This is a genomic window from Mycobacterium cookii (assembly GCF_010727945.1).
GTDB lineage: Bacteria > Actinomycetota > Actinomycetes > Mycobacteriales > Mycobacteriaceae > Mycobacterium > Mycobacterium cookii.
Genome location: NZ_AP022569.1, coordinates 1,500,822 through 1,523,123 on the forward strand (window position 1 = coordinate 1,500,822; position 22,302 = coordinate 1,523,123).

Genomic DNA, 22,302 nt, shown 5'->3' on the forward strand with positions numbered 1-22,302 from the left:
GCGCGGCCCTGGTGCTTCGCATATTTTCGCTCATGCTGAGCCAAAGTCGCCCCTGGTTACAGCGGCCCGCGCCATCCATGGCACAATGGCCGAGTGACCGCCGCCCACCCCAATTTCCGTATCGCGTTGGTGGCGCGTCGCCATGTCGACTTCTTGCGTGTGTGCAGCTGTCGCTGTCTGGCTTGATGTCGTAGACCCGCCCACCAGTACTTTCAGCTGGCCCCCGGATCTGCGCCGCCGGGACAGCCAACCGGTGATGTGCGCGGTCCCAAGCCGGCTCCTCCATTAAGGAGATTGCCGAATGTCGTCGCCCCGCCCCACCAAAAGCCAAGGTCAGTGGGCGCTTGGTGAGCGCGAGCCGCTCAATCCCAACGAGCAGTTCAAGCAGGACGACGATGCGCTCAATGTGCGCGACCGAATCCTCAACCAGTACTCCAAAACCGGCTTCGACAGCATCGAGAAGAACGACCTGCGTGGCCGGATGCGCTGGGCCGGGCTCTACACCCAACGCGAACAGGGCTACGACGGCAGCTTCACCGGCGACGAGAACATCGACCTGCTCGAAGCCAAGTACTTCATGATGCGGGTGCGTTGCGACGGCGGCGCGATCTCGACGGCGGCGCTGCGCACGCTCGGTGAGATCTCCATCGAATACGCGCGCGACACCGCCGACATCTCCGACCGGGAAAACGTGCAATACCACTGGATCCGGATCGAAGACGTACCCGCGATCTGGGACCGGCTGGCCGAGGTGGGGCTGCAGACGACCGAGGCGTGCGGTGACTGCCCGCGTGTAGTCCTGGGCTCCCCGCTGGCCGGTGAGTCGGTCGACGAGGTTCTCGACCCGACGCCGGCGATCAACGAGATCGTCCGTCGCTACATCGGTAACCCAGAGTTCTCCAACCTGCCGCGCAAGTACAAGACCGCGATCTCCGGTCTGCAGGACGTCGCCCACGAGATCAACGACATCGCGTTCATCGGCGTCAACCATCCCGAGCACGGCCCCGGACTGGATTTGTGGGTGGGCGGTGGCCTGTCCACCAACCCGATGCTGGCCCAACGGGTCGGCGCGTGGGTGCCACTCGACGAGGTTCCCGACGTCTGGGAGGCCGTCACCTCACTGTTCCGTGACTACGGCTACCGACGACTGCGGGCCAAGGCCCGGCTGAAGTTCCTGATCAAGGACTGGGGCATCGAGAAGTTCCGCGAGGTCCTCGAAACCGAGTACCTGAAGCGCAAACTCATCGACGGCCCGGCGCCCGAGCCGCTCACCCGCCCGATCGACCACGTCGGCGTGCAGCGCCTCAAGAGCGGACTCAACGCGGTCGGGGTCGCCCCGATCGCCGGACGGGTATCGGGCACCATTCTGGCCGCGGTGGCCGACCTGGCCGAGCAGGCCGGATCGACCCGAGTCAGCTTCACCCCGTACCAGAAGCTGATCATCCTCGACGTCGCCGACGACAAACTGGACGAGTTGGTCGCCGGCCTGGACGCGCTGGGACTGCCCTCGCGGCCATCGCATTGGCGTCGAAACCTGATGGCCTGTACCGGTATCGAATACTGCAAGCTGTCCTTCGCCGAGACTCGGGTGCGTTCCCAGTCGCTGGTGCCCGAACTGGAACGCCGGCTCGACGACATCAACGCCGACCTCGACGTGCCGGTCACGGTGAACATCAACGGCTGTCCCAACTCCTGTGCCCGAATTCAGATCGCCGACATCGGATTCAAGGGCCAGATGGTCGACGACGGCGACGGGAATTCCGTCGAGGGTTTCCAGGTTCACCTAGGCGGCAGCCTGGGTCTTGACAGTGGTTTTGGCCGAAAACTGCGCCAGCACAAAGTGACCAGCGACGAACTCGGCGATTACATCGACCGGGTCGTCCGCAATTTCATCAAGCAGCGCGACACAGGGGAACGTTTCGCGACGTGGGCGCTGCGTGCCGAGGAGGCGGATCTGCGATGAGCAACTTGACCGAAGCCGAGCTACGCGAACTGGCCGAGAAAGGTGCGGCGGAGTTGGAGGGCGCCAGTGCCGCCGACCTACTGCGCTGGACCGACGAGAACTTCGGCGGCGTGCGAGGCCCCCGATCCACCGCGACCTGTAACTACGTGGTGGCGTCGAACATGCAGGACGCCGTCTTGGTCGACATGGCGGCCAAAGTCCGTCCCGGCGTGCCAGTGTTGTTCTTGGACACCGGATATCACTTTGTGGAGACGATTGGCACCCGCGATGCGGTCGAGGCCGTCTACGACGTTCGGGTGCTCAACGTCACGCCAGAGCACACGGTCGCCCAGCAGGACGACCTGCTGGGCAAGGATCTGTTCGCCCGCAAGCCCAGCGAATGCTGCCGGCTTCGCAAGGTCGCCCCGCTGTCCAAGGCGCTGCGCGGCTACTCCGCGTGGGTGACCGGCCTGCGGCGGGTCGAAGCGCCGACGCGCGCCAACGCCCCGCTGGTCAGCTTCGACGAGGCGTTCGGCCTGGTGAAGATCAATCCGTTGGCGACCTGGTCCGACGACGATATGCAGGACTACATCGACGAGCACGACGTGTTGGTCAATCCGCTTGTCTACGAAGGCTATCCGTCGATCGGCTGCGCGCCGTGCACGGCCAAGCCAGTCGAGGGTGCCGACCCGCGCAGTGGGCGTTGGCAGGGACTGTCCAAGACCGAATGCGGGCTGCACGCGTCGTGACGCTCGTGCTCACGGCGCATGGCAGCCGGGATCCGCGGTCGGCGGCCAATGCACAGGCTGTCGCAAGCCGGATTCGCCGTCTGCGCCCGGGGTTGGATGTGCGCGTCGCGTTCTGCGACCTGAACACTCCACGCCTGGTCGACGCCCTGACCCCGGGAGCGGTTGTCAGCCCGTTCCTGTTGGCCGACGCCTACCACGCCCGCACAGACATCCCGCGGCAGATCGCCGACTGCGGGGTCAGCGTGCGACAGGCGGCCGTGCTGGGCGAGGACGACCGGCTCGTCGCTGTGATGCATGAGCGCATCGCCGAATTAGGACTCAGCACAACCGATTCCGAGCTAGGTTTGGTGGTGGTCGCCATCGGCTCGACGCACGCCGCAGCCAATGCCCGTACCGCTGACGTGGCGGGCAAGCTGATCGCGGGCACTCGATGGGCCACCGCGACGACCGCGTTCGCCACCGGATCGGGCCCGTCACCGGCCGATGCCGTCGATCGGCTGCGCCGCAACGGCGCTCGGCGCATGGTGATCGCGCCGTGGTTCCTGGCGCCCGGCCAACTGACCGATCGGGTGCTCAAATATGCAGCGGGAGAAGGTATTCCGATGGCAGCACCGCTGGGCTCACACCAGCTCGTGGCCGAGACGGTGCTGGATCGCTTCGATACAGCGCTCGCCGAACCGATCGCCGCCTGATTACGGCGTCGACGTGAGTGCGTCGGCCGCGGCGTCGACGTTCGTAGACGGCTCGCCGAGCAGCGTCGGCACCCGCGTGGCGCGAACGTAGACGGTGTCTCCCGCTTTCAGACCCAGCGCCTCGGCATCACCGCGAGTGATCTGCGCGATGAACGGCTTGCCGGTGGCGGCGTTGGTCAATTCCACGCGCACTTCGAAGCCCAGCATGACCACGCGGTCGATGGTGGCCCGGACCACTCCGGCGGAATCGGCAGTGCCGTCGTCGGACGCGATCTTCATATCGGGACTGCGACCGACCCGGAGGTCATGCGGGCGGACCAGCGCACCGTTCAGCGTGGAGACCGCGCCGAGAAATGACATCACGAACGGGTTCACCGGTGTGTCGTAGACGTCCCGCGGGGATCCCACCTGTTCTATGCGGCCATCTTTGAGCACGGCGATCCGGTCAGCGACATCCAATGCCTCGGCCTGGTCGTGGGTGACCAGCACGGTCGTGACATGCACCTCGTCGTGCAAGCGGCGCAGCCATGTCCGCAAGTCCTCGCGGACCTTGGCGTCGAGCGCGCCGAAAGGCTCGTCGAGCAGCAGCACCTTGGGGTCGACGGCCAGCGCGCGCGCCAGTGCCATGCGCTGGCGCTGACCGCCGGAAAGCTGACTGGGGTAACGGGTTTGGAATCCGCTGAGCCCCACCACCTCGAGCAGATTGTCGACCTTCGCGGCGATCTCGGCCTTGGGCCGTTTGCGGATCTTCAGCCCGAAGGCCACATTGTCACGAACGGTCAGATGCTTGAAGGCCGCGTAATGCTGGAACACGAATCCGATGCCGCGCCGCTGCGGTGGGATACCGGTGACGTCTTGGCCGTTGATCGTGATCGTCCCGCTGTCCGGTTGGTCGAGTCCGGCGATGGCGCGTAACAGCGTCGACTTGCCCGAACCGCTGGGCCCCAGCAGCGCGGTGAGGGAGCCGTCGGGCACCTCGAAGTCGACGTTGTCCAGTGCGGCGAAATCGCCGTAGCGTTTGTTGGCGCCGCGTACGACAATCGCGTTAGTCACGAAGCCTCCTCCTCAAGCCTGCTTGGCAGCGCGCGCACGGCGCGCGTCGAGAATCACCTGAACGACCAGAACCACCACGGACACCGCCATCAGCAGCGTCGACAACGCGTAGGCCCCGTACTCGGTGCCGCGGTTGTAGCGGTCGGCCACCAGCAGCGTCAGCGTCTGCGACTCGCCCGGCAGGTTCGACGACACGATGAGCACCGCGCCGTATTCGCCGAGCGTGCGGGCGACCGTCAACACGATCCCGTAGGTCAGGCCCCACCGGATCGACGGCAGGGTGATCCGCCAAAACGTCTGCCACCAGCCGGAACCCAGCGTCGCCGCGGCCTGCTCCTGATCGGTGCCGATCTCATGCAGCACCGGCTCGACCTCACGGATGACGAACGGCAGCGTGGCGAACACGCTGGCGAGCACGATGCCGGGCAGCCCGAAGATGATCTTGAACCCGAAGTCCTTCTCGACGAAGCCCAGCAGACCCGCCGACCCCCACAACACGATCAACGCCACGCCCACTACGACCGGAGAGACCGCGAACGGCAGGTCGATGATTGCCTGCAGAATGCCTTTGCCGCGAAAACGGTTGCGCGCCAGCATCAGTGCGGTCGGGACGCCGAAGATCACATTGAGCGGCACCACGATCGCCACCACCAGCACGGACAGGTTCAGCGCGGAAATCGCTGCCGGCGTGCTGATCCAGTCGAAGAACTGACCCAGGCCCGGCGCGAACGTCCGCCACAGAATGAGTCCCACCGGAATGATCAGCAGCACGAGAACGTAACCCAGCGCGAGGAAGCGAAGCAGGTAGCGGACTTTCGGGGAGGTCTTCACGCCGACAGCTCCTCACGCTTGGCCGCGCGTGACCCCACGGTCCGCAGGACAAACAGCACGACAAACGAGATGAGCAGCAGCACAATCGATATCGCCGCGGCACCGACGCGGTCGTCGTTCTCGATCAGCGTCCGGATCCACTGCGAGGACACCTCGGTTTTGCCGGGTACCGCGCCGCCGATCAGCACGACCGATCCGAATTCGCCGATCGCGCGGGAAAACGTCAGCCCGGCGCCGGTCAACAACACCGGCGTCAGCGACGGCAGCACGACGGTGGTGAAGATCGTCGCGTTGTTGGCGCCCAGCGACGCGGCCGCTTCCTCGGTCTCATGGTCGATTTCGAGCAACACCGGCTGAACGGCGCGCACCACGAACGGCAGCGTGACGAACGCCAGTGCCACGCCCACGCCCCAACCGGTGTGCTGCAAGTGCAAGCCGACCGGGCTGTTCTTGCCGTAGAGCGCTAGTAGCACCAGACTCGCCACGATCGTGGGCAGCGCGAACGGCAGATCGATGATCGCGTCGACAATCCTCTTCCCCGGGAAGTCGTCGCGAACCAGAACCCAGGCGATGAGCAATCCGAAGAACATGTTGAGGACGGTGACGCCGGCGGAGATGGTCAGCGTCACCCGGAACGACTCGAGCGCGGCGTTCGAGGTGACCGCGAGCTCGAAAGCCCGCCAGCCGCCGCCGATCGACTGCCACGCGATGGCGGCCAACGGCAGCAGCACGATCACCGACAGCCACAGGATCGAAACACCGACCCGCAGTGACGTGCCATCGCTGCGTAACCTGTTGTGGGCCGGGGTGTTACCACCCCCAGTCACCTCGCGGGTGATCGTCGTCGTCATCCGGTGGCTTTCGTGTAGATCTTGGTGATGCTGCCCGAGCTCTTGTCGAACAGCTGCTTGTCCACGGTTGGCCACCCGCCGAGATCGGCGATCGTCCAGAGTTTCGCCGGAGCCGGGAACTTGTCGCGGACCTCGGCGGCGACGGCGGGATCGACCGGGCGGAATCCCGCGGCCGCCCATACCCTTTGGGCCTGCGCCGTGTACTGGAAGTTCTTGAATGCGGTGGCGGCGTTCAGGTGTGGGCTGCTTGTCACCACGGCCACCGGGTTCTCGATCTTGATGGTCTGCGGCGGGTTGACGTGGGTGACCGGCTTACCCAGCCGCTCGGTGGCGATCGCCTCGTTCTCGTAACTGATCAGCACGTCGCCGCTGCCCTGCACGAAGACGTCGGTGGCCTCGCGACCCGATCCGGGGCGGAGTTTGACGTGCTCGTTGACCAGCTTGTGAATGAAGTCCAGACCCGCTTGGGAGTCGTGGCCGCCGGCGCTCTTGACGACATAGGGCGCCAGCAGATTCCATTTCGCCGAGCCCGAACTCAGCGGGCTGGGCGTGATCACCTCCACGCCGGGGCGCAGCAGGTCATCCCAGTCCTTGATGTTCTTCGGGTTGCCCGGCCGCACCACCAACGTCACCACCGATCCGAACGGGATGCCCTTGGTGGCGTCTTTGTCCCAGTCCTTGGAGACCTTGCCGATCTTGACCAGCCGGGTGATGTCGGGCTCGACGGAGAAGTTGACGACATCGGCCGGTTTGCCGTCTGCGACCCCGCGCGACTGGTCCCCCGAGGCCCCGTACGAGGAGATCACCTGGATGCCTTTGCCCTCCGGCGAGGCGTTGAACGCCGGAATGACTTTGCTCCAGCCGGGTTCGGGGACCGAGTAGGCGACCAGCGTGATGTTGGTGTTGGCGTTGGACGGACCGCCGCCGCCGCCGACGACATCGCTGGGCCCGCCGTGGCACGCCGCGAGCATGCCGGCGGCCACAGTCATCGCGACGGCGTGCCGTAATCCGGCGACACTTCTGATGTCGTCGAACAATGGTCGACCTTTCGGATGGGGGCTTATCGGCTGACGAATCCCGTCGCGAAATAAAGCGAATTCAGCGCGGGGCGAAGGTCAGCGACAACAATGCACGTCGGCTACGGCGCAATCGCCCACGGCAATGAGCGCCAAGACATGGCACTCGGTGTTACCGGACGCAGCGTGCATGGCGGAAGCGTAACAGAGTTCGCCGGACCTGCAGGGCTGGTCAGCGCGTCAGCAGCCAGGCAACGATTACCAGCACCACCAATGCGACCAGCACCAACGTGACCTGCGATCGCGGCATCCCCGCTTTTCGATTCATCCGGGTTCTTCGTCGCTGTGCAGAATGCGGCGCATCAGGTGAATACCGCGACCGAGCAATGCGTCCAGCGTCACCGCGATGACGTAGGCCAATGCCAGCACCACCGGCATGACCACCACCGTCTGTAAGACGAAGCCCAGCCCGGACAGCCACAACTCGACGCCGTCCCACCAGCTGAGGAATCCGTTCATCGGCGTCAACCCTATTCCGCGCGACTGTGGAAGCCAACATGCCAGGATCGGAGCATGACCGCCGGCAACGAGTCGACCTGCGTCATCGCCGGCGGCGGGCCGGCCGGGATGATGCTCGGCTTGCTGCTGGCCCGCGCCGGCGTCGACGTCACGGTGATGGAGAAGCACGCCGACTTCCTGCGCGATTTCCGCGGCGACACCGTGCACGCCAGCACGCTGCGGCTGCTCGACGAACTCGGGCTGGGCCCGCGGTTCGACGAACTGCCCCATCGGCTGATCGACTCGGTTCGATTCCGGGTCGAGGGCGTCGAAGTCGACGTCGACTTCGGCAAACTCCCCGGAGCTCACAAGAACATCGCGCTGGTGCCGCAGTGGGATCTCCTGGAGATGCTGGCGACCGCCGCCGACGCCGAACCCAGCTTCCGGCTGCTGCGAAACACCGAAGTCGTCGGGGCGATCCGCGACGGTGACCGGGTGGTCGGGGTGACATACCGCGACGCCGACGGCCAGACCCGGGATATGAAGGCCGCGTTGACCGTTGCCTGCGACGGCCGCTCGTCGACGTTGCGCGAGGCGGCCGGACTGGTCCCCCGTGCGTTCGGCGCACCGATGGACGTCTGGTGGTTCCGGTTGCCACGCCACGACGGCGACCCGCCCGGGCTTGCCGGTGTGCTGAATGCCGGGCGGGCTGCCATCACCATCGACCGGGGTGACTACTACCAAATCGCCTACATCATCCCCAAGGGATCCGACGCGCAGCGCAGGGCGGCCGGAATAAGGGCGCTGCGCAGCAATCTGGCGAGCATGGTGCCGTCGCTGGCCGACCGAGTGGACCGACTGACCTCGTTCGACGACGTGAAACTGCTTGACGTGCAACTCAATCGGCTCAGCCGCTGGTACTGCGACGGGCTGTTGTGCATCGGCGACGCCGCGCATGCCATGTCACCGGTCGGCGGTGTGGGCATCAACCTCGCGGTGGCCGATGCGGTTGCCGCCGCCCGCATCCTGGCCCGGCACCTGCGTGCCGGGCGGGTCTCGCCGCGCCACCTGGCCCACGTGCAGGTGCGACGCTGGATTCCCACCGTGATTCTGCAAGCGATACAACGGACCATCCACGCCAACCTGATCGCGATCGCGGTGGGCGACGGCGACCAGACCCCCCACCCGCCGGCAGCGTTGAAGGTGGTCAAGAACGTTCCGCTGTTGCGACGCCTCGCCGGATACCTGGTGGCGATGGGCCCGCTGCCCGAGCACGCGCCGAAGTACGCCCGCCGCTAGCTGTACTGACCTGAGAGGTTAGGTACGCGGGTGGCGGGTGGTTGGCCGCCGAGTGCGGTGTGGCCGCGGTGGAAATTGTAGGTGTGCAGCCAGGTGGTGAATTCCTGGCAGCGTTCGGCGTCGCTGCGGTAGAGCCGGGCGTAGGCCCATTCGTCGGCCAGGGTGCGGTGAAACCGCTCTACTTTGCCGTTGGTCTGGGGTCGATAGGGTCGGGTCCGGCGATGTTCGATGTGACCCAGGGCGTCAGCAAAGGCGTGCGAGCGGTAGCAGGAGCCGTTGTCGGTCAACACTTTCCGTACGGTGATGCCGGATTCGGCGAACCATGCGTTAGCGCGCAGCCAAAACCTGCTGCGGTGTCTTTTCGCTCGTCGGCCAGCAGCTCGCTGTAGGCCAGTCGAGAGTGTGCATCCAGGGCGGTATGTAGGAAGTGATAGCCGCGCACAGGATTGCGGTACCCGTTGCGTTTCCCGCTGGACTTATCGGCCTGGGAGTGACGTTGGCCTACCGAGCGGCCCAACATGCGCCAACCACCGCCGGCGGGAATCTTGCCCAGCTTTTTGACGTCGACATGAACCAGATCCCCACAGTGCTCGGAGTGCATGCGGCGCACGACGCGCCCGGTCGGGCGATCCAGCCAGCGTAATTTGGCCAGCCGATATCGGGTCAGGACCCGATGCACCGTCGAGGATGAATTCCGAGCAGGTAACCGATACGTGCTGGTCCCCAGCGTCGAGTAACACGCACCCCGATGATGCGCCGCTCGGTGCGCGTCGGGGTCCGGTTGGGGCTGTGATGCGGGCGCGAGGACCGATCGGCCATGCCGGCCTCACCGAACGCGCGATACCGGCTTGCCCAGCGCGCCGCGGTGCTCACCGCAACCTGGAAGCGCTCTGCGGCCCGCCGCAGCGGCCAACCATCCTCGACAACACAACGCGCTAAACGCAGACGGCCCAGCTCCGACAAAGGGGCATTACGGTGAGACACGAAGACCTCCGGTGTGTGAGTGCTTTCCTAGACAGCTCGCACTTCACTCGGAGGTCTTCGCTTTGTCACCACACCACGCCGTCACCAACGTCCGTGGTCAGTACAGCTAGCTCAGCGTGTCAATCCGCTTCATCATCGCGTGCGCGATGTCGACCGCGCTGGTGTCCGGGTTGGCCGAACCCGGATCCGACGGGTGACGGTCACCGAAGAACACCACCTCGACCTCGACGATGCAGTTCAGTCGCACACCGACCGCGCGAGCCTGCGGCGTGGCCTGCAGCGCCTCTATGTTCGGCAGCTCGGCTGTCGCGGTATTGGTCGCCGCCACAACGGAATCGGCCACGCGGACGCTGTTGACGACGGTCGTCGTCTTGATCGGGCCGGTCTGTTCGGTCGTCGTCGCATCCTTGCACTGCTGCCATTGCTGCGGGAATTGCGCGAACAACGTCTGCGCCTGCGCCGCCGACGGCAGCGAGACCACTCCCTCGATCACGCTGATCACCTGGGCCGGATCGCCGTCGTTCCACCAGGTCTCCCACATGACGTCTCTGACATCGGCGGACTCGTAGGCGTTTCGCTGCAGCATGGTCGTCACCCCCAGGCATTCGGGCGATGACCCGGCACTGTCGGCGTCGCCGAGTTTGTCCGGGCCCCCGAAGACCGGTGGTTGCCGGTTCAGGAAAGGCTGTTCGAGCATCCGGGTCAGCGCGGTGTCATCGAGCGGGACCTGCCGCAGGACAGAGCCGAACAGCGGACGCGGTTTCAGATTCTTCGCCGGTTTCGCCGTCCCGGCGACGATCGGGCTGCAACCCACCGCTAACGCGGCGATCGCCGCGCACACCGTCACCGGTCCGACCATCCGCATGGGTTACTTCTTCCCTTTGTCTCCCGCGGCGTCCGTGGACAGCGCGGCGACAAACGCCTCCTGCGGCACGTCGACACGGCCGATCGTCTTCATCCGCTTCTTGCCTTCTTTTTGCTTCTCCAGCAGTTTGCGCTTGCGGGTGATGTCACCGCCGTAGCACTTCGACAGCACATCTTTCCGGATCGCGCGAATGTTCTCCCGCGCAATGATTTTGGATCCGATCGCGGCCTGCACCGGCACCTCGAACTGCTGTCGCGGAATGAGCTCCTTGAGCCGGGTCGTCATCTTGTTGCCGTAGGCGGCCGCGGCGTCCTTGTGCACGATGGCGCTGAACGCGTCGACGGCCTCGCCCTGCAGCAGGATGTCGACCTTGACCAGCGCGGCCTCCTGCTCACCGGCCTCTTCGTAGTCGAGGCTGGCGTAGCCGCGGGTGCGCGATTTCAGCGAGTCGAAGAAGTCGAAGATGATCTCCCCCAACGGCATCGTGTAGCGCAGTTCGACGCGTTCCGGCGAAAGGTAGTCCATGCCACCGAGATCGCCGCGCCGGGACTGGCAGAGTTCCATGATGGAGCCGATGAATTCGCTCGGCGTGATGATGGTGGTCTTGACGACGGGCTCATACACGGCGCGCACCTTGCCGTCGGGCCAGTCCGATGGGTTGGTGACGACGAGCTCGGAATTATCTTCCTTGACAACGCGATACACCACGTTCGGCGATGTCGAGATCAGGTCGAGGTCGAACTCCCGCTCCAGACGCTCACGGGTGATCTCCATGTGCAGCAGCCCGAGGAACCCGCACCGGAAGCCGAAGCCGAGCGCCACCGAGGTCTCGGGCTCGTAGGTCAGCGCCGCGTCGTTGAGTTGCAGCCTGTCCAGCGCGTCGCGCAGGACGGGGTAATCGGATCCGTCGACCGGATAGAGCCCGGAGTAGACCATCGGCTTGGGTTCGCGGTAGCCGGTCAGGGCCTGGGTCGCGCCGTGCCGCGCGCTGGTGACGGTGTCGCCGACTTTCGACTGGCGGACATCTTTCACACCGGTGATGAGGTAGCCCACCTCGCCGACGCCGAGGCCGGCAGACGGCTTCGGCTCGGGCGAGACGATGCCGACCTCGAGCAGTTCGTGGACCGCGCCGGTGGACATCATCGCGATGCGTTCGCGTGGGGTGATCTTGCCGTCGACGACGCGCACGTAGGTGACGACGCCGCGGTAGATGTCGTAGACGGAGTCGAAGATCATCGCCCGCGCGGGCGCGTTGGCATCGCCCGTCGGTGGAGGCACCTCGCGCACGACATGGTCGAGCAGATCGGCGACGCCCTCCCCCGTCTTGCCCGAGACCCGCAGCACGTCGGTCGGCTCGCAGCCGATGATGTGGGCGATCTCCCCCGCGTAGCGGTCGGGGTCGGCGGCGGGCAGGTCGATCTTGTTGAGCACCGGGATGATGTGCAGATCGCGGTCGAGCGCGAGGTACAGGTTGGCCAGCGTCTGGGCTTCGATGCCCTGCGCAGCGTCGACCAGCAGCACCGCGCCTTCGCAGGCCTCCAGCGCCCGGGACACCTCGTAGGTGAAGTCGACGTGGCCCGGGGTGTCGATCAGATGCAGGACGTAATCGGTGCCGTCGAGTCGCCAAGGCAGACGGACATTTTGGGCCTTGATGGTGATGCCACGCTCACGCTCGATGTCCATCCGGTCGAGGTACTGGGCGCGCATATCCCGCTCCGCGACGACGCCGGTGAGCTGCAGCATGCGGTCGGCCAACGTGGACTTGCCGTGGTCGATGTGGGCGATGATGCAGAAGTTCCGAATCTGCGCCGGCGCGGTGAAGGTCTGGTCGGCGAAACTGCTGATGGGAATCTCCTGGTGAAGCCGGGCTTAGGCGTTACCAGCGTATCCAGGGACCGGCGCTGCAGCACAATCGCGGATCGTGTCGGTCAAACGAAACCCCCGGAGTTTCCTCCGGGGGTTCGCTGTCGAGCGGAGGCTAGAGCGTGAACGGAACGCCGAAGAAGGTGGCCAGGTCGGCCAGACCGGTGTTGAAGAAGTCGCCGAAGAGCGCCGCGTCGGTGAGCGTGCCATCGTCGAGGGCTATATCTGCGGCCCCAATCAGGTCGGCGGTCGGAATGACGGCACCGCCGTCCAAAGTCAAGTACGCGAACGCGTTGTAGGCGTCGTAGAACTCGGTCAGCGTGCCGTTGAAGACGTCGTAGGCGCCCGGGGCAGAGTCGGGCGGAGCGATGGCCGGGAACAGGCCGTAAAGCTCGTAGTCGAGAGTCGTGAACGGCGCCGTGTCGGGAGCGTCCGCCAGCGGGATGGTGTCGGCGACGCCGGTGCCCCCCGTGACCAGGTCGCCAGTGTCACCCGCGAGAGCAACTTGACCCGCGAAGATGGCGTTGAGCGACGAAATCTCGGCGTCGACCGTCGTCGTCAGATCGTCCGCCGACGCCAGCGGCGCAAACGCCAGGGCCGCACCGGCTGCGAGGCCACCAACGGCGCCGATTGTGCGAATGTTCATAGTTCTGCCTTTCACGATCTCCCCCAGCGGCGGGGCTATGCACCCTTCGTCATCCCTCCAGCGCCATTGCTGGTCAAACCTGAGCGTATCCAAACAACTAGCTGAGTTCTTGTTGAGCCTGATGCCAAATGTGTTAAATCTCGGGCGATCCGGCCGAAACGAAACCCCCGGAGGATGATCCTCCGGGGGTCCGTTGTGGAGCGTGAATCGACCTAGGGTCAGAAGTAACCGAGCAGGTCCTGGAACCCAAGGTTCAGGTAGTCGCCGATAACGGTGGCCACCGAACCGGTGAAGTCGTGAGTTCCGAAGACGAGATCGGACGGCAACAGGTCGCCGCCGTTCAGCAGGGCGTAGAGCCCGACGTTGTCCGCGTTGAAGAACTCGGTCAGCGCCCCGTTGAGCACGTCGTACGAACCCGGGTCGGTGCTCGGGCCCGCTGCCCCGAACACGAGGTCGTTGAACGTCGTGTTCAGGTCACCGACCGGGATGGTGTCGAATCCCACGTTGGTACCCACGGCGGTGTGCGGCACGATGTCGGCGAACACGTTGGCAAGCTTGCCGTCGAGCTCAAAGAGATTGTTGAGTTGCACGATCTCATTGGCCTGGGTCGGCAGGATGTCGCCGATTCCGGTCGCGTTCGGCGCGAAGATCGCGTCGAATCCCTTCAGGTCGCCCTCGGCGAAGGTGAGGAAATACTGCGACGCTCCCGAGACGGAGCCGGTGTCCAGCGCGTGGCCGATCGTGGTGGCAGATCCGAGGTAGTCAGCGGGGTTGGCGTCCAGAGTGCCACCGTTGGCTGCCGCGAAGGCGTAGACGTTGTAGGCGTCGTAGAGCTGGGTCAGCGCACCGTTCAACTCGTTGTAGGGCCCGGTCTCGGAGGAGATGCCCGCGAGAATCGGGTTGGCCCCGTAGATTTCGGTCTCCAGCGGAGTGACCTGACCGTAGCTGGCGGTGTTGGCAATGAGGTGCGGGGCGTCATGTGACAGGTTGGTCAGCGAGTCGTACTGGCCCGGTGCCGTGGCCTTGGTGACTTCGGCTCCGGCGGAAGCGGCTTGCAGCTCGAAAATCGAGTTCTGCAACGCGATCTCGCTGTCCAGAGTGCTGGTGACGGTGGTGGTCAGGTCCGCCGACGCGAGCGGTGCAAGCGCCAGGGCCGAGCCGGTCGCCAGGGCAGCAGCGGCCGCAATTTTACGAATGTCCACGAAGGTATTGCCTTTCAGAATGATGTCCACCGACGGATCGGGCGTCTCGTCGGAGGTCCCCCCACATCGTTGTCACGGCTGCCGATCGCCTGACACCAAACCTGGAACCTGAGAAGAACGTAACAATGAGCTGGGTCCAGTTGAAGAGAAACACTCCACAAAAACTTAAATTCTTTTTTCCGTGCAGCCGATCCGGCGGGCGGCAGCGGAATCAGAACTTCAGCATTCGCGCGCGGTTCGATGCGGGCCCAAACGAAACCCCCGGAGTTGCCTCCGGGGGTTCGTTGTGGAGCGTGAACTATCCAAACAGTCCAAACAGTGAATTGGCTGTCGTGGCCGAGATGTCCAGGGCTGACAGGTTTTCCTGCAAGAAGCCGCCAAGGTCGCCGATGGCAAAGTTCCAGAAGTACTCGAACGCGCTGGCATCCGTTCCGCCGGCCAGTGCGTCAGCGATGTGGTTACCGAACAGATCGCCGGCAGGGATCAGGGCGTCCTTGTTCTCCGCCGCGTAGAGCAGCACGTTGAGGGCGTCGTCGAACTTGGTCACCGCGCCGTTGAAGATGTTGTAGGAACCTGGGTCGCCGGCCAGACCAGCTTGGCTCGGGTCAACCCCGTAGATCAAAAAGTCGAACGGAGTGGTGCCGGTGCCCTGCACCGTCGCGATGTCCGCCGCATTGATGGTGTCGAACCCGTCGACGACGGAGTAGTCGCTGCTGGGCACGCCCGCAAGCAGGGTGTCGAGTTGGAAGATGGAGTTCTCGCCCGCGATCTCGCTGTCGACGATGGAAGAGAAGGCGTCAGCGGAGGCGAGCGGCGCGAACGCCAGAGCTGCGCCGATCGCGAGGCCACTGGCCGCGGCGATTTTGCGAATATCCATGAATCATTGCCTTTCGAAGATGTCGTCCGGCGGTCCGGGCGTTCCGCCGGAGGTCCCCCACATCCACATCGAGCCTGGTGTGAAACCTGAGAGCACACTAACAATCTGATACTACTTCGGTAAGTATTCCGCGAAAACTTTTGGTGTCGGGTAGCCTCCCTGTCCGGATTTTCGGCGGTTATATCCGACAAGCAAGACAAAACCTCTCGACGGCCAAAGGCCGGGCGTGACCGGCGTCGCGCATCGGTTCCGTCTTATGCTGCGAAGATGGCGTCACAGTGGAGGCAGTTCCAGCGTCTCGCCGAACACCTTGTCTTCAGCGAAGCCCCGAAGTTGATTCGGCAGCTGCAGCATTCGCCCGCCGTGCAGCGGGGCATTCAGATCGGACTCGACGTGATCGCCGGCACCGCCGCCGAACCGCCGGCCGAGATCACCACAGGCAGGCCGGTGACCAGGACGAGCGTGCCCACTGCGCACCGGGCCCGCAAACTGGTTTACGCGCCCGACCTCGACGGTCGGGCCGATCCGGGCGAGATCGTGTGGACGTGGGTGACCTATGAGGAAGACCCGTCCCGCGGCAAGGACCGCCCGGTCCTGGTCGTTGGCCGCGACCGCGCCACCTTGCTCGGGCTGATGATGTCCAGCCAGGAACGGCACGCCGACGACCGTTCGTGGGTGAGCATCGGTACCGGCAGCTGGGATGGCGCCGGCCGACCCAGCTGGGTGCGACTCGATCGCGTGCTCGACGTGCCCGAAGAGGGCATCCGTCGCGAGGGGGCGATCCTGGACCGCGGCGTCTTCGACGTCGTCGCTGCCCGGCTGCGCCGCGACTACTCCTGGAGCTGAATCAGCCCTGGGTGATGTAGGACTGGAGCTGCTCGTGCTCGCTTTCCAGCTCCTGCATCCGCGTCTTCACGACGTCGCCGATGCTGACGATGCCGATCAGCTTGCCGTCCTCGAGCACCGGCACGTGCCGCACCCGGTTCTCGGTCATCAGCATCGTGAGGCTGTCGACGGTGTCGGACTTGGAGCATGTCGACACCACTGTCGTCATGATCTTCTCAACCGACTGAGACAGCACCGACGCTCCGTGGGCGTGCAGCTGGCGCACGACGTCACGCTCGGAGACGATGCCCAGCACGCCGTCGGGACCGGCCACCACCATGGCGCCGATGTTGTGATCGGCGAGCCCGGCGAGCAACTCCGCCACCGTCGCGTCGGGCTTGATCGTCACCACCGCGCCACCTTTGCCGCGCAACACATCTGCAATCCGCATAGAGCCTCCCGCCGAGTGTGATCAGGTTCACATCCAGGCTACGGCGATATCGGGCGCGATGTGAGTAGCTGGGCGAAATCAGACCAAGGCGTTCGCGCGATCCAGCCGCGCGCCCGCGACGACCAGCCACGTCAACGCCGCGACCCGGGCGACCGGCAACACTGGACCCAACATCGGCCAGGCCAATACCAGCGCTGCCGATTCGCACAGCACGGCGATCGCCACGCCGACCCGGGTCAGTGGCCGCGCCAAGACCCCGCCGGCCGCGATCCCTGCGATGAGCACCCCGAGCGCCACGATGTGCGCGGGCCCACCGATCAGAAACGCCATCAGATACAGCGACCGGACCAACGGGGTGTCGCCGGTGATCTCCGTCCTCGACAACGTCCAGCCCACCAACCCGGTCAGACCCAAGGCGCCCGCCGCTAGGATTCCGCCCGCCAAAGCGATTGCGGCGACCGGTTGACGCAGCCGGGCACTGGCGATCGCCGCGTAGACCGCCAGCGGCACCGACGCCGCGAACGTCGTCACCGCGATGACACGCAACGCCGACGACTGCGACAGCACGTAATGCTGGACAGCGGCGACCGACCCGTACGGCAGCGGCAGCATGCCGCCGAGCGCGACGCCGATCGCCAAGCCACCGAACAGCAGGGCGACACTCGTCGCCGCAATCAGAGTCAGCGACCAGGTTCCGTGCCGCGGCGACTCAGCCATGGCGACACGATAAGGCGGAAAGCTATGCCAGTCGGGTGATTTCGACGACCACGTCAAGATCGGTGGCGCCTTGCCCGTGGTAGATGCCCTTCAGCGGAGAGACGTCGGCGTAGTCGCGGCCGACCCCGACGGTGATGTACTGCTCGTTGATCTCGCTGTCGTTGGTGGGATCGTGGTCCCACCAACTTCCGGTCCAGGCCTGAATCCAGGCGTGGCTCTGCCCGTCGACAGTCTCTCCGATCACCGCGTCGGCGTCGGGATGGTGGTATCCCGACACGTAGCGCGCCGGAATTCCCATGCTGCGCAACACCATCAGCGACAAGTGAACGAAGTCCTGGCAGACACCCTTGCCTTCACGCAAGGCGTCCGAGCCCGATGTGTGAACCCCGGTGCTGCCCTTGACGTAATCCAGTTCGCTGCGCACCCAGGCCGCCGCCGCGAGCACGGCGTCGGCTGGTTCGTGCTCCTTGGCGATCCGCCGGCCCACGGCCGTGATGCGTTTGCTCGCCGGCGTGTAATCCGTGGGACGCAACACCTCGTCGTACCGGTCGATCACCGCCTCTTGCTGCAGATCCGACCAGGAGAGTTCCTCGGTCACCGGATCGGGCCGGTCGGTCTCCACGACGGACGCGGACGTCACCGTCAACTCGGTGTGCGGGGCGTGCAGGTCGAACGCCGTCACAGCGGTGCCCCAGTAATCGATGTAGCGGTACGACCTGGTCGCCGGAACGGTTTCCACCCGGTTGAGGACGACGTTTTGCCGCGAGTCCGATCTCGGCGTGAGTCGGGCTTCGTTGTAGGAGGCTGTCGCCGGCGACGGGTACGCGTAGCCGGTCGCGTGTAGAACGCGGTTGCGCCACATCACTTCTTCCCCTTCCCGGCTGGTAGCGGATCGCGGTGGCCGGCATCCGACCAGGCAACCCACGGCACGGCGTGGAAGTACTGCGTCGACAACGCTTCTCCGACGTCAAAACACGATTTCTGCAACCCGGCGAGCCGCATCTCCAATGATTCGAGCAGAACACCCGGCCGCACGAACTCGAGCTCGCTTCGCGCCCGTCCCAACAGCCGCTGAGCCTCGGATGTGGCGCCGACGCGACTGCCCCGACTGTGCAGCAGTTCATCGAGGCTGTGCTCGGCCAGCTTCAGTGAGTAGAAGATCGACCGCGGGAAAAGCCGGTCCAGCAAAATGAATTCGACGACCCGATTCGCATCCAGCACACCGCGGTAGGTGCGCAGGTAGGTGTCGTGTGCACCCGCGGATCGAAGCACCGTCACCCACGCCGGGGACACCGCGCTGTCCCCCACTCGTGACAGCAACATGCGCACCGTCATGTCGACCCGTTCGATCGCGCGACCCAGCACCATGAAGCGGTAACCGTCGTCCCGGGACAGCGTCGAGTCCGCCAGACCGGCAAACATCGCGGCGCGACCTTCGATGAACGACAGAAACTCGTGTGGCCCAAGCCTTTTGGCGGCGCGCTCGCGTTCACCCAGCGCGTTGAAGGTGGTGTTGAGGCACTCCCAGGTCTCGGTGGACGTCACCTCGCGGGCAGACCTCGCGTTCTCCCGCGCGGCGGTGATCGCGTCGACGATGGAGGTGCCACCGCCTTTTGTCTTACGCTGGAATGCCACCAGGTCGGTCAGCGACCAGACGTCCAGCTCCGTCTCGGGTGCATCAATTCCCAAGACCTGCAACAGGACTCGCGACGTATGGTCGGGGTCGACGCTGGAGTCCTCCAACAGCTGGTGGACCGTGACGTCGAGGATGCGCGCCGTGTCGTCGGCGCGCTCGACATAACGACCGATCCAGTACAGCGCTTCAGCGTTGCGGGCGAGCATCAGCGGATCACCTGCTGCTGTTGCTGCTGCTGGCCCGGCTGTTGTTCCGTGACCGGTTCCGACTTCGACTGTCTCTGTTGCTGCTGTTGCTTCTGCTGGGGCGGCTTTTCGGCATCCGAGTCCCCGTTGCTGGTGACCGTCTTGGGTAGCTTCTTCACAACCTCGGCGGCGCCGAGTTCACGGTCGGCCCCTGAGGTGCGTGACGCTAGCACCCAGGTGTCCTTGGATCCGCCGCCTTGGCTGGAGTTGACCACCCGCGACCCATCGACCAGCGCCACCCGGGTCAGACCGCCGGGCAGCACCCAGACGTCGTCGCCGTCGTTGACCGCGAACGGCCGCAGGTCGACGTAACGCGGCGTGAGTGTGTCGCCGATCTGCGTCGGCACGGTCGACAGCTGCATCATCGGCTGGGCGATCCAGCCCCGCGGGTCGTCGCGAATGCTTTTGCTGATCGCGTTGAGCTCTTTGGCGGACGCTTCCGGACCGAAGACGATGCCGTAACCACCCGATCCTTCAACGGGTTTGATCACCAGCTCGTCGACCCGGTCGAGCACCTCCTCGCGCTCGTCGTCCAGCCAGCACCGGTAGGTGTCGACGTTGGCCAGCAGCGGCTTCTCGCCGAGGTAGTACTCGATGATGGTCGGCACGTAGGTGTAGACGAGTTTGTCGTCGCCCACGCCGTTGCCGATGGCGCTGGAGATCACCACGTTGCCGGCACGGGCCGCGTTGAGCAGGCCGGCCACGCCGAGCACCGAATCGGGGCGGAATTGCATCGGGTCCAGATAGACGTCGTCGATGCGCCGATAGATGACGTCGACCTGCACCTCCCCTTCGGTGGTGCGCATGTAGACCTGGTTGTCCCGACAGAACAGGTCACGGCCCTCGACCAGCTCGACACCCATCTGACGGGCGAGCAGCGAATGCTCGAAGTACGCCGAGTTGTAGACGCCCGGCGTCAGCACCACGACGGTCGGGTCGGCTTCGTTGGTGGCCGCGGAATTGCGCAGCGCCCGCAACAGGTGGGCCGCATAGTCGTCGACGGCGCGCACCCGGTGGCTGGCGAACAGGTTGGGGAACACGCGCGCCATCGTGCGGCGGTTCTCCATCACGTAGGACACGCCCGACGGCGACCGCAGGTTGTCCTCGAGGACTCGCCAGGTGCCTTTCTCGTCGCGGATCATGTCGATGCCCGCGACATGGATCCGCACGCCGTTGGGCGGCATGATGCCGACGGCCTGGCGGTGAAAGTGCTCGCAGGAGGTGATCAGCCGGCGTGGGATCACACCGTCACGCAGGATCTCCTGGTCGCCGTAGATGTCGTCCAAGTAGGCCTCGAGGGCCTTCACGCGCTGGGTGATGCCGCGCTCAAGCCGCGTCCATTCGGCGGCCGAGATGACGCGCGGGACCTGGTCCAGCGGAAACGGCCGCTCCTGACCGGACAGCGAGAACGTGATGCCCTGGTCGACGAATGCGCGACTCAGCGCCTCGGCGCGGTCATCGAGGTCGGCGGCGTCCGACGGCGCCAACTCTTTGTAAATCCCCTTGTACGGTCCGCGAACGTTGCCCTGAGCGTCGAACATCTCGTCGAACGCCTCCGCGTAGCAACCGCCCGCAGAGTTGTACCCGTCGAAGATGTGATCGTAGGGCGGCGGCGACTGCGGCTTGCTGCGCTGATGCCGTTTGGTTTCTCCAGGCAAAGTTCGAAGGGCCACTGTGCCATGCTGCATCAGATCGTCCAGCTCCGCAGGTCCGGGGCCTTCGCTTTGGGGGAATGCATCGGGGACTGATACCCTAAGCAGTCGCCGCTCAAGCGTCTTCAGCGCTGCGGCCAACCGTGACACCACAAGCCTGCAAAAAATTACGTCGAAGGAATTACGCGTGGCCAACATCAAGTCGCAGCAAAAGCGCAACCGCACCAACGAGCGCGCCCGACTGCGCAACAAGTCGGTGAAGTCGTCGCTTCGCACGGCCGTGCGCGCATTCCGTGAGGCCGCCGAGGCGGGCGAGAAGGAAAAGGCCGCCGAACTGCTGGTCTCCACCAGTCGCAAGCTCGACAAGGCCGCCAGCAAGGGCGTGATCCACAAGAACCAGGCCGCGAACAAGAAGTCCGCGCTGGCCAGCGCATTGCACAAGCTGGGTAGCTAGTCAGCCACTAGCTCGGCGACCTTTCTTACCGCAGCTTCCAGGGCGTAGTTCGGATCCGCGGCTGCGCCCTTCACGTCGGCGTTCAGCGCCGCCACCAGCCTCATCGCAGTAGCCACCGAATCCCGCGACCAGCGCCGGGCCTGCTTCTGCGCCTTCTGCACACGCCACGGCGGCATGCCCAGTTCGGCGGCAAGACGGTACGGGTCACCGGACAGCGCTCCCACCCGGCCGATGCTGTGCACCGCCTCGGCCAGCGCGTCGGCCAACACCACGTGCGGTTCGCCACGCATCATCGCCCATCGCAACGCCTCGACGGCGCCCTTGACGTCGCCGACCACGGCACGGTCGGCGATGTCGAACCCCTTCACCTCAGCCCGGCCGCTGTGATAACGCCGGACCGCGGCGACGTCGACGCTCCCGCCGGTGTCCGCCACCAATTGTGAACAGGCCGAAGCGAGTTCGCGGATGTCGGAGCCGACCGCATCGAGCAGCGCGCTGACCGTGTCGTCGTCGACCTTGACTTTGAGTGCGCGAAACTCCTTGCGCACGAAGTCCGATCGTTCGCCGGGCTTGGTGATCCGAGCGCACGGATGGACCTGTGCGCCCAGCTTCTGCAGCTGATTGGCCAGCGCTTTGGCGCGCCCGCCACCGGAGTGCACGACCACCAGATCGGTGCCCATCGGCACGTCGGCGGCGGCGTTGGCGATCAATTCGGCGGCCTCTTTGCCGGCTTCCCCGGCCGCTTCCAGCACGACGATGCGCTCGTCGGCGAACAGCGACGGGCTCAGCAGTTCGGCCAGCTCGTAGACCCCGACGTCGCCGGCCCGCACCTGGTTCACCGGAACGTCGTCGGTGCCGGCGCGTTTCCGGGCCGCGCGCAGGATGTCGCCGACGGCACGCTCGACGAGCAGAGCCTCGTCGCCCAGTACCAGATGCAATGCCGAATCCTGCTGG

The 22,302-nt window shown here is 65.3% G+C and carries 22 protein-coding genes and 2 pseudogenes; 6 read left to right on the forward strand and 18 right to left on the reverse strand.

Features of this window, described 5'->3' with window-relative positions; translation table 11 throughout:
- Window positions 1-301: 301 nt before the first annotated feature.
- From G6N27_RS07205 to G6N27_RS07215, 3 genes are read left to right on the forward strand one after another with little or no spacing between them, the layout of a single operon-like run.
- Window positions 302-1,963, forward strand: a complete 1,662-nt coding sequence (locus G6N27_RS07205) for a nitrite/sulfite reductase (RefSeq protein WP_163775720.1) — start codon at window positions 302-304, stop codon at window positions 1,961-1,963.
- Window positions 1,960-2,691, forward strand: a complete 732-nt coding sequence (locus tag G6N27_RS07210) for a phosphoadenylyl-sulfate reductase (RefSeq protein WP_163775721.1) — start codon at window positions 1,960-1,962, stop codon at window positions 2,689-2,691. Before G6N27_RS07205 ends, G6N27_RS07210 begins: the two co-directional genes overlap by 4 nt.
- Entirely contained in the window at window positions 2,670-3,383 is a 714-nt protein-coding gene (locus G6N27_RS07215; protein WP_163775722.1) for a sirohydrochlorin chelatase, read from the forward strand. The genes G6N27_RS07210 and G6N27_RS07215 overlap by 22 nt, the downstream gene beginning before the upstream one ends.
- On the opposite strand, the gene G6N27_RS07220 is transcribed toward G6N27_RS07215, so the two are convergent.
- From G6N27_RS07220 to G6N27_RS07240, 6 genes are all read right to left on the reverse strand, one after another.
- Window positions 3,384-4,436, reverse strand: coding sequence for a sulfate/molybdate ABC transporter ATP-binding protein (locus G6N27_RS07220; RefSeq protein WP_163775723.1), 1,053 nt, complete (start codon window positions 4,434-4,436; stop codon window positions 3,384-3,386).
- Window positions 4,437-4,448: 12 nt separating this feature from the next.
- Complete coding sequence (cysW, locus tag G6N27_RS07225) at window positions 4,449-5,267, reverse strand: sulfate ABC transporter permease subunit CysW (RefSeq protein WP_163775724.1); 819 nt, start codon at window positions 5,265-5,267, stop codon at window positions 4,449-4,451.
- Window positions 5,264-6,118 carry a sulfate ABC transporter permease subunit CysT gene (gene cysT / locus G6N27_RS07230; RefSeq protein ID WP_163775725.1) on the reverse strand — a complete coding sequence of 285 codons (855 nt, stop codon included), beginning with the start codon at window positions 6,116-6,118 and terminating at the stop codon, window positions 5,264-5,266. The genes cysW and cysT overlap by 4 nt, the downstream gene beginning before the upstream one ends.
- The gene (locus G6N27_RS07235) at window positions 6,115-7,107 is read right to left on the reverse strand and encodes a sulfate ABC transporter substrate-binding protein (protein WP_163781474.1); all 993 of its coding nucleotides are present in this window, start codon (window positions 7,105-7,107) and stop codon (window positions 6,115-6,117) included. Before G6N27_RS07235 ends, cysT begins: the two co-directional genes overlap by 4 nt.
- Before the next feature lie 126 nt (window positions 7,108-7,233).
- The gene (locus G6N27_RS25660; protein WP_372512934.1) at window positions 7,234-7,326 is read right to left on the reverse strand and encodes an Ms4533A family Cys-rich leader peptide; all 93 of its coding nucleotides are present in this window, start codon (window positions 7,324-7,326) and stop codon (window positions 7,234-7,236) included.
- A gap of 132 nt (window positions 7,327-7,458) precedes the next feature.
- A complete protein-coding gene (locus G6N27_RS07240) occupies window positions 7,459-7,662 on the reverse strand; it encodes a hypothetical protein (RefSeq protein WP_163775726.1) in 204 nt (67 codons plus the stop codon).
- 45 nt (window positions 7,663-7,707) lie between these two features.
- Between G6N27_RS07240 and G6N27_RS07245 the strand changes: the two genes are divergently transcribed.
- Window positions 7,708-8,931, forward strand: a complete 1,224-nt coding sequence (locus G6N27_RS07245; RefSeq protein WP_163775727.1) for an FAD-dependent oxidoreductase — start codon at window positions 7,708-7,710, stop codon at window positions 8,929-8,931.
- On the opposite strand, the pseudogene G6N27_RS07250 reads toward G6N27_RS07245, so the two are convergent.
- The 6 genes and pseudogenes from G6N27_RS07250 to G6N27_RS07275 all read right to left on the reverse strand — a co-directional run bounded on the left by G6N27_RS07250 (window position 8,928) and on the right by G6N27_RS07275 (window position 15,368).
- Window positions 8,928-9,915: pseudogene (locus G6N27_RS07250) on the reverse strand (IS481 family transposase). The gene G6N27_RS07245 and the pseudogene G6N27_RS07250 overlap by 4 nt on opposite strands.
- A 106-nt stretch (window positions 9,916-10,021) precedes the next feature.
- Complete coding sequence (locus G6N27_RS07255; protein WP_163775728.1) at window positions 10,022-10,780, reverse strand: sensor domain-containing protein; 759 nt, start codon at window positions 10,778-10,780, stop codon at window positions 10,022-10,024.
- A 3-nt stretch (window positions 10,781-10,783) separates the two neighbouring features.
- A pseudogene (gene lepA / locus G6N27_RS07260) lies at window positions 10,784-12,693 on the reverse strand (translation elongation factor 4).
- A 65-nt stretch (window positions 12,694-12,758) separates the two neighbouring features.
- A complete protein-coding gene (locus G6N27_RS07265) occupies window positions 12,759-13,289 on the reverse strand; it encodes a hypothetical protein (RefSeq protein WP_163775729.1) in 531 nt (176 codons plus the stop codon).
- Between the two features lie 218 nt (window positions 13,290-13,507).
- Entirely contained in the window at window positions 13,508-14,491 is a 984-nt protein-coding gene (locus G6N27_RS07270; RefSeq protein ID WP_163775730.1) for a hypothetical protein, read from the reverse strand.
- Window positions 14,492-14,789: 298 nt separating this feature from the next.
- A complete protein-coding gene (locus tag G6N27_RS07275) occupies window positions 14,790-15,368 on the reverse strand; it encodes a hypothetical protein (RefSeq protein WP_163775731.1) in 579 nt (192 codons plus the stop codon).
- A 267-nt stretch (window positions 15,369-15,635) separates the two neighbouring features.
- Here G6N27_RS07275 and G6N27_RS07280 point away from each other — a divergent pair, with 267 nt between their 5' ends.
- Window positions 15,636-16,214: a type II toxin-antitoxin system PemK/MazF family toxin gene (locus G6N27_RS07280; protein ID WP_163775732.1), complete on the forward strand. Its 579-nt coding sequence runs from the start codon at window positions 15,636-15,638 to the stop codon at window positions 16,212-16,214.
- A gap of 1 nt (window position 16,215) precedes the next feature.
- Here G6N27_RS07280 and G6N27_RS07285 read toward each other — a convergent pair whose 3' ends face one another.
- The 5 genes from G6N27_RS07285 to G6N27_RS07305 form a co-directional block, all read right to left on the reverse strand.
- Window positions 16,216-16,644: a CBS domain-containing protein gene (locus tag G6N27_RS07285; protein WP_163775733.1), complete on the reverse strand. Its 429-nt coding sequence runs from the start codon at window positions 16,642-16,644 to the stop codon at window positions 16,216-16,218.
- Window positions 16,645-16,722: 78 nt separating this feature from the next.
- Entirely contained in the window at window positions 16,723-17,361 is a 639-nt protein-coding gene (locus G6N27_RS07290; protein ID WP_232064910.1) for a hypothetical protein, read from the reverse strand.
- A gap of 22 nt (window positions 17,362-17,383) precedes the next feature.
- A complete protein-coding gene (locus G6N27_RS07295; protein ID WP_163775734.1) occupies window positions 17,384-18,223 on the reverse strand; it encodes a transglutaminase family protein in 840 nt (279 codons plus the stop codon).
- The gene (locus G6N27_RS07300; protein ID WP_163775735.1) at window positions 18,223-19,203 is read right to left on the reverse strand and encodes an alpha-E domain-containing protein; all 981 of its coding nucleotides are present in this window, start codon (window positions 19,201-19,203) and stop codon (window positions 18,223-18,225) included. The genes G6N27_RS07295 and G6N27_RS07300 overlap by 1 nt, the downstream gene beginning before the upstream one ends.
- Complete coding sequence (locus G6N27_RS07305) at window positions 19,203-20,783, reverse strand: circularly permuted type 2 ATP-grasp protein (RefSeq protein WP_232065009.1); 1,581 nt, start codon at window positions 20,781-20,783, stop codon at window positions 19,203-19,205. The genes G6N27_RS07300 and G6N27_RS07305 overlap by 1 nt, the downstream gene beginning before the upstream one ends.
- A gap of 298 nt (window positions 20,784-21,081) precedes the next feature.
- On the opposite strand from G6N27_RS07305, the gene rpsT reads away from it, so the two are divergent.
- Window positions 21,082-21,348: a 30S ribosomal protein S20 gene (rpsT, locus tag G6N27_RS07310; protein WP_163775736.1), complete on the forward strand. Its 267-nt coding sequence runs from the start codon at window positions 21,082-21,084 to the stop codon at window positions 21,346-21,348.
- Here the strand turns inward: rpsT and holA are convergent.
- Window positions 21,345-22,286 (reverse strand): DNA polymerase III subunit delta, encoded by a 942-nt coding sequence (holA, locus tag G6N27_RS07315; RefSeq protein WP_232065011.1) that lies wholly within the window; start codon window positions 22,284-22,286, stop codon window positions 21,345-21,347. The two genes, rpsT and holA, sit on opposite strands and share 4 nt — an antisense overlap.
- Between the last annotated feature and the right edge of the window lie 16 nt (window positions 22,287-22,302).

Bases quoted from the DNA above. Each gene is read 5' to 3' on its own strand.
- G6N27_RS07205 (WP_163775720.1), top strand. From the start codon at position 302: ATGTCGTCGCCCCGCCCCACCAAAAGCCAAGGTCAGTGGGCGCTTGGT.
- G6N27_RS07210 (WP_163775721.1), top strand. From the start codon at position 1,960: ATGAGCAACTTGACCGAAGCCGAGCTACGCGAACTGGCCGAGAAAGGT.
- G6N27_RS07215 (WP_163775722.1), top strand. From the start codon at position 2,670: ATGCGGGCTGCACGCGTCGTGACGCTCGTGCTCACGGCGCATGGCAGC.
- cysT (WP_163775725.1), bottom strand. From the start codon at position 6,118: ATGACGACGACGATCACCCGCGAGGTGACTGGGGGTGGTAACACCCCG.
- G6N27_RS07235 (WP_163781474.1), bottom strand. From the start codon at position 7,107: ATGACTGTGGCCGCCGGCATGCTCGCGGCGTGCCACGGCGGGCCCAGC.
- G6N27_RS25660 (WP_372512934.1), bottom strand. From the start codon at position 7,326: ATGCACGCTGCGTCCGGTAACACCGAGTGCCATGTCTTGGCGCTCATT.
- G6N27_RS07245 (WP_163775727.1), top strand. From the start codon at position 7,708: ATGACCGCCGGCAACGAGTCGACCTGCGTCATCGCCGGCGGCGGGCCG.
- G6N27_RS07255 (WP_163775728.1), bottom strand. From the start codon at position 10,780: ATGCGGATGGTCGGACCGGTGACGGTGTGCGCGGCGATCGCCGCGTTA.
- G6N27_RS07265 (WP_163775729.1), bottom strand. From the start codon at position 13,289: ATGAACATTCGCACAATCGGCGCCGTTGGTGGCCTCGCAGCCGGTGCG.
- G6N27_RS07275 (WP_163775731.1), bottom strand. From the start codon at position 15,368: ATGGATATTCGCAAAATCGCCGCGGCCAGTGGCCTCGCGATCGGCGCA.
- G6N27_RS07280 (WP_163775732.1), top strand. From the start codon at position 15,636: ATGGCGTCACAGTGGAGGCAGTTCCAGCGTCTCGCCGAACACCTTGTC.
- G6N27_RS07285 (WP_163775733.1), bottom strand. From the start codon at position 16,644: ATGCGGATTGCAGATGTGTTGCGCGGCAAAGGTGGCGCGGTGGTGACG.
- G6N27_RS07290 (WP_232064910.1), bottom strand. From the start codon at position 17,361: ATGGCTGAGTCGCCGCGGCACGGAACCTGGTCGCTGACTCTGATTGCG.
- G6N27_RS07295 (WP_163775734.1), bottom strand. From the start codon at position 18,223: ATGTGGCGCAACCGCGTTCTACACGCGACCGGCTACGCGTACCCGTCG.
- G6N27_RS07300 (WP_163775735.1), bottom strand. From the start codon at position 19,203: ATGCTCGCCCGCAACGCTGAAGCGCTGTACTGGATCGGTCGTTATGTC.
- G6N27_RS07305 (WP_232065009.1), bottom strand. From the start codon at position 20,783: ATGTTCGACGCTCAGGGCAACGTTCGCGGACCGTACAAGGGGATTTAC.